The organism is Allorhizobium sp. Av2, from assembly GCF_021462805.2.
Lineage (GTDB): Bacteria > Pseudomonadota > Alphaproteobacteria > Rhizobiales > Rhizobiaceae > Allorhizobium > Allorhizobium vitis_G.
Genome location: NZ_CP192696.1, coordinates 2,893,608 through 2,902,500, shown reverse-complemented (window position 1 = coordinate 2,902,500; position 8,893 = coordinate 2,893,608). Strand labels below are relative to the sequence as shown.

At 56.6% G+C, this 8,893-nt stretch carries 2 protein-coding genes, 1 tRNA gene, 2 rRNA genes and 2 pseudogenes (1 of these 7 running past the window's edge); 5 read left to right on the top strand and 2 right to left on the bottom strand.

Annotation, left to right across the window (positions count from 1 at the left end):
* From FS819_RS13635 to FS819_RS13615, 5 genes and pseudogenes are all read left to right on the top strand, one after another.
* Positions 1 to 1,295 (top strand): 23S ribosomal RNA (locus FS819_RS13635); it begins 1,504 nt to the left of the window's first position.
* A gap of 340 nt (positions 1,296 to 1,635) precedes the next feature.
* Positions 1,636 to 1,750 (top strand): 5S ribosomal RNA (rrf, locus tag FS819_RS13630).
* Between the two features lie 130 nt (positions 1,751 to 1,880).
* Positions 1,881 to 1,957, top strand: a tRNA-Met gene (locus FS819_RS13625).
* 517 nt (positions 1,958 to 2,474) lie between these two features.
* Positions 2,475 to 3,146 (top strand): annotated as a pseudogene (locus FS819_RS13620) (HAMP domain-containing protein); the annotation flags it as partial.
* An 84-nt stretch (positions 3,147 to 3,230) separates the two neighbouring features.
* Positions 3,231 to 4,191 (top strand): annotated as a pseudogene (locus FS819_RS13615) (methyl-accepting chemotaxis protein); the annotation flags it as partial.
* A gap of 359 nt (positions 4,192 to 4,550) precedes the next feature.
* Here the strand turns inward: FS819_RS13615 and FS819_RS13610 are convergent.
* Complete coding sequence (locus FS819_RS13610) at positions 4,551 to 7,625, bottom strand: AAA family ATPase (RefSeq protein WP_156551161.1); 3,075 nt, start codon at positions 7,623 to 7,625, stop codon at positions 4,551 to 4,553.
* Positions 7,622 to 8,761, bottom strand: a complete 1,140-nt coding sequence (locus FS819_RS13605; protein WP_070166950.1) for an exonuclease SbcCD subunit D — start codon at positions 8,759 to 8,761, stop codon at positions 7,622 to 7,624. Before FS819_RS13605 ends, FS819_RS13610 begins: the two co-directional genes overlap by 4 nt.
* Positions 8,762 to 8,893 lie beyond the last annotated feature (132 nt).

The window sequence follows — 8,893 nt, the reverse complement described above, 5'->3', positions numbered from 1 at the left end:
GTGGTTCCAGGAAATAGCTCCACCGTATAGACCGTACCCGAAACCGACACAGGTGGTCAGGTAGAGTATACCAAGGCGCTTGAGAGAACTATGTTGAAGGAACTCGGCAAATTGCACGCGTAACTTCGGAAGAAGCGTGACCCCTTTTTACGCAAGTGGAGAGGGGTGGCACAGACCAGGGGGTAGCGACTGTTTATCAAAAACACAGGGCTCTGCGAAGTCGCAAGACGACGTATAGGGTCTGACGCCTGCCCGGTGCTGGAAGGTTAAAAGGAGAGGTGCAAGCTTTGAATTGAAGCCCCAGTAAACGGCGGCCGTAACTATAACGGTCCTAAGGTAGCGAAATTCCTTGTCGGGTAAGTTCCGACCTGCACGAATGGCGTAACGACTTCCCCGCTGTCTCCAACATAGACTCAGTGAAATTGAATTCCCCGTGAAGATGCGGGGTTCCTGCGGTCAGACGGAAAGACCCCGTGCACCTTTACTATAGCTTTACACTGGCATTCGTGTCGGCATGTGTAGGATAGGTGGTAGGCTTTGAAGCTTGGACGCCAGTTCGAGTGGAGCCATCCTTGAAATACCACCCTTATCGTCATGGATGTCTAACCGCGGTCCGTTATCCGGATCCGGGACAGTGTATGGTGGGTAGTTTGACTGGGGCGGTCGCCTCCGAAAGAGTAACGGAGGCGCGCGATGGTGGGCTCAGACCGGTCGGAAATCGGTCGTCGAGTGCAATGGCATAAGCCCGCCTGACTGCGAGACTGACAAGTCGAGCAGAGACGAAAGTCGGTCATAGTGATCCGGTGGTCCCGCGTGGAAGGGCCATCGCTCAACGGATAAAAGGTACGCCGGGGATAACAGGCTGATGACCCCCAAGAGTCCATATCGACGGGGTTGTTTGGCACCTCGATGTCGGCTCATCGCATCCTGGGGCTGGAGCAGGTCCCAAGGGTTTGGCTGTTCGCCAATTAAAGCGGTACGTGAGCTGGGTTCAGAACGTCGTGAGACAGTTCGGTCCCTATCTGCCGTGGGTGTAGGAATATTGACAGGATCTGTCCCTAGTACGAGAGGACCGGGATGGACATATCTCTGGTGGACCTGTTGTCGTGCCAACGGCATAGCAGGGTAGCTATATATGGAATGGATAACCGCTGAAGGCATCTAAGCGGGAAACCAACCTGAAAACGAGTATTCCCTATCAGAGCCGTGGAAGACGACCACGTTGATAGGACGGGTGTGGAAGCAGGGTAACCTGCGAAGCTTACCGTTACTAATAGCTCGATTGGCTTAATCGTTCTCATTGACCATGCTCATCAAAGCCTTCGGCTTTGATGATGCCATCTGTTTTGTCCTGACGCTGTCGGCTCTTTGAGCCTTCGCTGCGGACGGCCCGCACCATCAGGTGCGACGGCCCTTGGCCTTGCGAGCGGAGCTCGTCACGGCCACGGAAACAAAAAAGACGTGTTCACACAATAAGAAAACGGGCAACGCCCACCAGCTTCTCAATTATGCAAAGCATCAATACGGTTCCGTATCAACGCTTTGGCACCCTTCTGAGCGCAAGCGAAGAAGATGGGTTTGCCAAAGAAAAGGGAACAATGTTGATGCGAGAGCATCAACATTGCCCTTAGCTGACCTGGTGGTCATGGCGGGGCGGCCGCACCCGTTCCCATTCCGAACACGGCCGTGAAACGCCCCTGCGCCAATGGTACTTCGTCTTAAGACGCGGGAGAGTAGGTCGCTGCCAGGTCTGCTAATGGCAATGTTGTAAAGACATCAATCAAATCAATCATCTTCTCTCCAAAAATTCGGCCCTGCCGACAACAAAAAGGGTCGCATAAAGCGACCCTTCTTACGTTGAAAAATACACTAAAATATAACGCGGGGTGGAGCAGCCCGGTAGCTCGTCAGGCTCATAACCTGAAGGCCGCAGGTTCAAATCCTGCCCCCGCAACCAAATAAATCACCGCAATACCATCAAAGCCCCTCAACCGCAGGGGCTTTTTTGCGTTGCTTGGTTTCATATTGGCCAATTGCACAAAGCCAAGGGTATCTTGACCTAACAAAGCCCCCACGCAAATTTAATCATCACGCTCACAAACTCTTCAAATTCCAAAACAAGCCAAAACCTCTCCAATCATAAACCGCCAACTCAAACTCACCTAAAATAATAAAATAAATGCCGAATATCGAAACTGTGAATGTACCATTTTGTGATAAATACGAGCACTTCTGCTCTCAAAATCCGTCAAATTAGCTCAATTTCCAACGTCTGAAGGCATCATTCAGACGAAAATATTAGGCATCATTTCATAAGCGATTTCTTCTATTCACGAATCCTTTATTGTTCTTCACAATAATCGGATTGTCGACTTTTGAGGAGCATGACGAATTCGTCCGGGTCATGCCTGGCGAATGACACTCACCTTCGATCCAGATTGATAGACTTATTGTAACGCGTTGGATGGCTCACGATGTCCTTATACACACAGTTCAAAAAATCTTCCCGAGCACAGCTAGCAATTACAGAGATCGAAAATCTGACGCGCAGTATGGCTGATGGCGATACATCGCGTCGCGCGCAGGTGGACATTGCGACCGGCGAAGCAAAGATGCTGCTGGACGCGGTCAACAGATTGCTCGACGCGGCTATGCGTCCAGTCTCCGACCTCCGCGATGCCACGACTCGCATGGCAGTGGACCACGACAAGGGTGATATTGATGCGGTCCTTCCGGTCGATGCCTTCAAGGGCGATCTTTCCGTCATGGCGAAGGGCATCAACGAAATGGTCGCTGGCCATATATCGGTAAAAAAGAAGGCGATGGCCTGCGTTCAGGAGTTCAGCGAAGGAAATTTTGAGGCTGCGCTTGAGCGGTTCCCGGGCAAGAAGGCATTCATCAATGACACGGTGGAAACTTTGCGTGGCAATCTCAAGGGCTTTATCGCCGAGATGAACCGGATGTCAGCCGAGCACGATAAGGGTGATATCGACGTTTTCGTGCCTGTCGAGCGGTTTAAAGGCGACTTTGCGGTGATGGCAAAGGGCGTCAACGACATGGTCAATGGCCATATCGTTGTGAAGAAAAAGGCAATGGCTTGCATCAAAGAATTCGGCGAAGGCAATTTTGACGCGGCGCTCGAGCATTTTCCAGGAAAGAAGGCATTCATCAACGAAACGATAGAAACGCTGAGGAGCAATTTTCGAGACATCGTTACCGAAATCCAGCGTTTAACTATCGCGTCTACCGCAGGGAATTTGAGCGAACGAGGCGTCGCCACTCGGTTTGTGGGAGATTTTTCCAAGATGGTTTCCGGCATAAATGGCATGCTGGATGCCATTCTGTTGCCGATTGGTGAGGGAAATCGAGTGCTTAATCTCGTCAGCATTGGCGATCTGACAGAACATGTCGAAATTGCCTGTGAAGGCGACCATCAGAAAATGAAAGACGCGATCAATTCATTGGTCGATAACCTGACCAGCTTTGCAACCGGCGTCGCCACTGCGGCTGATCAGGTGACCAGCGGCAGCCAGGCGCTCTCGTCCACCTCCGAGCAACTCTCGCAGGGTGCGACAGAGCAAGCCTCTGCGGCTGAAGAGGCGTCGGCGTCCATGGAGCAGATGGCCGCTAATATCAAGCAAACCGCCGATAACGCATCCCAGACAGAGAAGATTGCCCGCCAGTCTGCGAAAGATGCCGAGTTATCCGGTGAGGCGGTTGATAAAGCTGTGAATGCGATGCGAACGATCGCAGAAAAAATTTCCATCGTTCAGGAAATTGCTCGTCAGACAGATCTCCTGGCGCTGAACGCCGCGGTTGAAGCCGCCCGCGCAGGTGAGCATGGAAAAGGCTTTGCTGTTGTTGCATCCGAAGTCCGCAAGCTTGCTGAACGTTCACAGGCCGCAGCAGGAGAGATCAGCGGTCTGTCTAGCGAGACCGTCAAGGCGGCTACCTCTGCTGGCGAAATGCTGCACCGGCTCGTTCCTGATATTCGCAAGACCGCCGAACTGGTCACGGAAATTTCGGCCTCCTGCCGTGAACAGGATTTGGGTGCCTCCCAGATAAACGAGGCCATTCAGCAATTGGACCAGGTCACGCAGCACAATGCCAGCGCATCGGAGGAAATGTCGGCCACCTCTGAAGAGCTTGCATCTCAGGCGGAAGAATTGCAGTCTTCGCTCACTTTCTTCCAGACGGGAGACAATGGCAACACCCAGGCACGCAAATCGCGGGGGACTGTTGCACCAGTTCGCAAGGCAGCCCCACCGGCCCAGCCGGTCCGCAAGCCAATAGCAAACCGATCCGTTGCGGCGCAGCAAGCCCGCGCAAAGGGCTTTGCTCTCGATCTTTCGATGGGTGGCCCTGACGCAGAAGATGATCGCTTTCATCAACTCACTTAATACCAAGGTATCGCAGATGCTCCCGCATCCTCGCCTTGAGCAGCTTGTCAATGTCTCAAATACATTAAGTGTTTGAGACATTTGCAAAAAGAATACGATGAGTCATTTTCAATGACTCATCGTATAAAGCAGATGAGACGTGATCAGCTGTTACATCATTCCTCGAGCTTCCACATGGCTGCCATCGCTATCCTTCCTGACGTAAAAACCATTCGGGATTGCTTCCTGAACAAGTGGAACATGGGATATTAGTCCAACGGTGCGGTTCTGGCTGGCGAGGCTATTCAAGGCCTGCAAGACCAGATCAAGTGTGCCTGAGCCATGTTCAGTATCGAGGCTGCCAAAGCCTTCATCGAGGAAAATGGTATCGAGGCGCACCTTGCCGCTGGCGCTTTCGACCACGTCGGCCAGGCCGAGGGCGAGCGCCAGGGCGGCGATGAAGGTTTCACCACCGGAAAGGGTTGCGGTGGGTCTCGCCTTGCCAGTATGGACATCGAAGGCGAGAATGCCCAGCCCGCGCTTACCCCGTCCGCCGGTTTCAATGTCGCGTTCCAGCCTGTAGCGACCATTGGTCATCGGCCCCAGCCGCAGGTTGGCGGCCTGCAAGACCTGCTCGAACATTGCGCCGATGGCAAAGGTTTCCAGTTTCAGCTTTTGCCGGTTCTGGGCGTCGAACAGGGAAGCCAACTCCCGCAGGGGGCCGGATGTTGCCTCGGCTTCGTCAAGTCGTTTGGCAATACCGGCAAGCTCTTGGCGCAATTTCTGCAAGTGATCGAGCCGGGCCGCCGTTGATGCGCGTAGCGTAACAGCTGTATCAAAAGCGGTTTCCGCCGCCGAAAGCGCATCTTGATGGGCGAGAAGGTCCGGCGGATGTTTACCCGCGAGAGCGGTCTCCAATTCCAAGAGCTTTTCATTGTCGCGCTGCAATTGGCGTTTGTGGTCTTCTATCGCGGCTTTGTCACGCTCAAGTGTCGTGATGGCTGCTTTCAGACGTTGCAAATCCTCCCGCGTCAGGCCAGCGTCGCGTAGGTGGACCTCGAAGCCAAGATTTTCCTTTTCGTGGCGGGCCTGCCGTTCGTCCAGGATATTTTGGGCGGCCTCGCTGTCTTTTTGTGCGCTTAACGCCGCCTCGCGCGTCGCCGTGGCGGCCTCTTCGCTGCGCTTCAGCGCCGTTTCCCGGCTTGTCATCAAGGCCTGCGATTGCTGAATCTGGCGTTCCAGGGCTGCTTTATCTCGCAGATGCATCGCGATGCCGGAGAGCATTTCGGCAAGTCGGGCTTCACCATTGCTGGTCTCGGTATTCAGCGCCGCCAGCCGATCCCGGTGCTGGTCCAGTCGGGCTTGCGCATCTGTGATGGCTTTCCCAAGATTTTCCAGTGCGGTTTCGGCAGCGACGATATCGATGGCCGGGCCAAGCTCGCGAAGGGCGTGCTCCATACCTTCCATGTCCTGGCGCAGGTCCTGGATAGGACGTTCCGGCCGCTCCAGATCCGCCAGCCTGCCTTGGCGCTCATCGACCGTGGCTTGCGCAGAGGCGTGAGCGGTGGCGCTGTGCTGCTCTTCCTGTCTCGCTTTTTCCAGGGCCTGTTTCGCGTCACGAAAGGCCTTGTCCAGCCCGGCCTCGGCGCTGTCTCCCATCGCAGGGGCCGGATGGTCGGTCGCGCCACAAACAGGGCAGGCGAGGCCAGGCGCCAGTTTTGCTGCCAGATGGAGCGCTTGTGCTGAGGCCAGCCGGCGTTCGGCCTGATCGAACAGTGCCGCGGCGCTGATAGCTTGAGCCTGTCGTTCGACATGGATGCTTGCGCTATGGTTTAACCGTTGGCGCGCCTGTTGCAGATCTTTTTCAGCCCGTTCCACGATCTCGGCTTGCTTCACCTGCGCCTGCAACGCCGTAAGGTTTGCGGTCAATGACTGCCTGCGGTCATGAGCAAGGCGCGCCTGTTTCAAGGCCAGTTCCCGGACCTGCTGTTTGTTGGTCAACGCATCGAGACCGGCCTTTGCGGTTTGAAACGCCGCTTGTTCCTCCTGCACACGCCGTTTGGCCGCTTCGACCGATGCGGTGAGGCCGGTGGCTTTTTCCAGCACATCCCGGTCGCGTTCCAGTTGATCGATTGTCCGGCGCAGCGCCTCGATTTCGCTTTTGCTTTGTATTTGTTGAAGGTAGGCAGCTTGCGCTTGTTGCGCCGTTGCCTGCGTCGATGTCTGGATCTGCATTGCCAGAGACAGCGCGGCCTGTGCATCCTTGCAATCGCGCTGTGCCTCGATCACTCGGTTCTCAGCATCGGCCAGTGTCCGGGCGCGTTCGGCGGCTGTGACCTGCGCTTGCAGCGCGGCCATGTCTGCGGCCTGATCCAGGGTTTTCTGCCGTGTCTGGCGGGCGGCGTCCATGGACTTGAACAGGCTGTCGGTGGTTCGTGCCGCTTGCAGCGCAGCGCGGGCGGTGTCTGCCTCTATCCGGCTGTGCTGCTCTGCCTGCTGATGGTCGATGAGCGATGATGCCGCCTCGGCGATCCCGTCCACCAATGCCTGCATGCTGTCGAACCCGTCGGCACCGAGGCGGCGAAGGCAGACGGCGCGCTCCTCGCGCACCAGCCGTTCGGCGCTTTCGGCATCGTTTTTCAGTTTTGCCGCCAGCCGGCGATAGAGCGACACATCGAACAGGGCGCTGAGAATATCCTGTCGTTCCTGGGTTTTGGCGGAAAGAAAGGCCTCGAATCGACCCTGCGGCAGAAGCACGATCTGCTTGAACTGTTCAGGACCGTAGCCGAGCAGATCGGTGATTTTTTCGCGTACCAGACCGATCTTTTTCTCGGCCAGCACCTTGCCCGGCTGGGCGGCGGTAATCTCGCTTTCGCCAAGCCCGGTGGCGTCGAACAGCCAAGCCTCGTGGGCGTCACGGGTTTCGCCGCCGCCGCGTTGTTTTGGCCGCATCTGTTCAGGGCGACGGCGGATCACGTAACGGCGCGCGCCGAGATCGAATACGAACTCCACCTCGGTGGCGAGATCAGGCGAAGCATGGTCGGAGCGTAGCGAGATGGTATCCTGCTCGGCTCTCGCCGCTTCACCGAACAGGGCAAAGGTCATGGCGCTGAAAATCGTCGATTTCCCTGATCCCGTCTGGCCGTAGATACCGAACAGGCCTGCGGCGACCGCTTCGCGAAAATCGATGGATTGGCGTCCGGCATAGGGGCCAAAGGCCTGCATTACCAGGCGGACAGGTCTCATGCGGCATTCTCCTCGGCGTCCAGATCGTCCAGCATGGCTGTGACCAGTGCGCGTTCTGGCTCGGAGATCGGTTCATCGCGCACCTGGGCGATGAAATCGGCGATCACCTCCAGCGGATCAGCCGGTGCAGCCATGCTGACGGCAAATTTCAGCTCCGGTGCCCTCTCGTCACGGGCATAGGTTAGCTGGCAGGCATTGGGGAAGACCGCCCGCAACCGCTTCATCGGATCGATCAGTGGGGTAGGATCGGTGAGCACCGCCTTGATGAAGTCCTGCGACGGCTGGGCCAGAAGCAGTTCAGCCAATAGCCCGCGCAACAGGCGCACGGCCCGTGGAGGTCTGAAATCAATGGTTTCGATTCGTGCCTTACCATCGGCGTCGAGATCGATCAGGGTCATGGATTTCTGTTCGCTGGCCTCGCCGAAGCTGAATGCCAGCGGGGAGCCGGAATAGCGAATGTGAGGGGCCGAGACACTTTGTGGCTTGTGCAGATGACCGAGCGCCACATAATGAGCGCCTTCGAAAATTTCCGGTGACACGGTCTCAATACCGCCGACGCGGGCCAGTGGACGTTCTGTGTCGCCGCTTGTTCCTCCAGCGACGAAGGCATGGGCGATCACCACCCAGCGCGCACCCTCCGGCAGGCTGCGGCGCGCGTCGGCCATCTGGGCGGCCAACACGTCCTGCGGTGTGGCGATGGCCGGGTCGGCAAAACATTCGCGGGCGGCAAATTCATAGGCGAAGGGCAGGGCGGAAAAGGCCACCGGTCCATGGGCGTCATGCAGGACAAGGGGGGCCATTTCTCTTGCAACCGGGCCCTGAATGAGCGCGCGCTGCCTGTCGGTCATGATTGCCATGGCGCCGATCCGGTCGCCGGAATCATGATTGCCGGCAATGATCGCCACGGCGGCGGTGGTTTCCATTGCTACCCGCGACAGAAAGGCGTTGAACTGGCGCACCGCTGTTGCCGGAGGTGCTGCCCGGTCGAAAATGTCGCCGGCAATGATCAGGATATCGGCACGGGTCGTGGTGAGGGCATCGACGATCTGGTCGAGAATGACGGCTTGATCCTCGTCCAGCGATAATCCGTTCAGCTGGCGGCCCAGATGCAGGTCGGCGGTGTGGAGGATTTTCATGGCGTCCGATCCGGTAAGCGATGTCCGTCAGGATTATCTATCGGCATAACGTCGCAGGCTCCAGATGAAACACCGGCCAGGACGGCTTTTCCCGCGCTCTTTGCGTGCAAGGCGAGGATGTGTTCAGCTCTT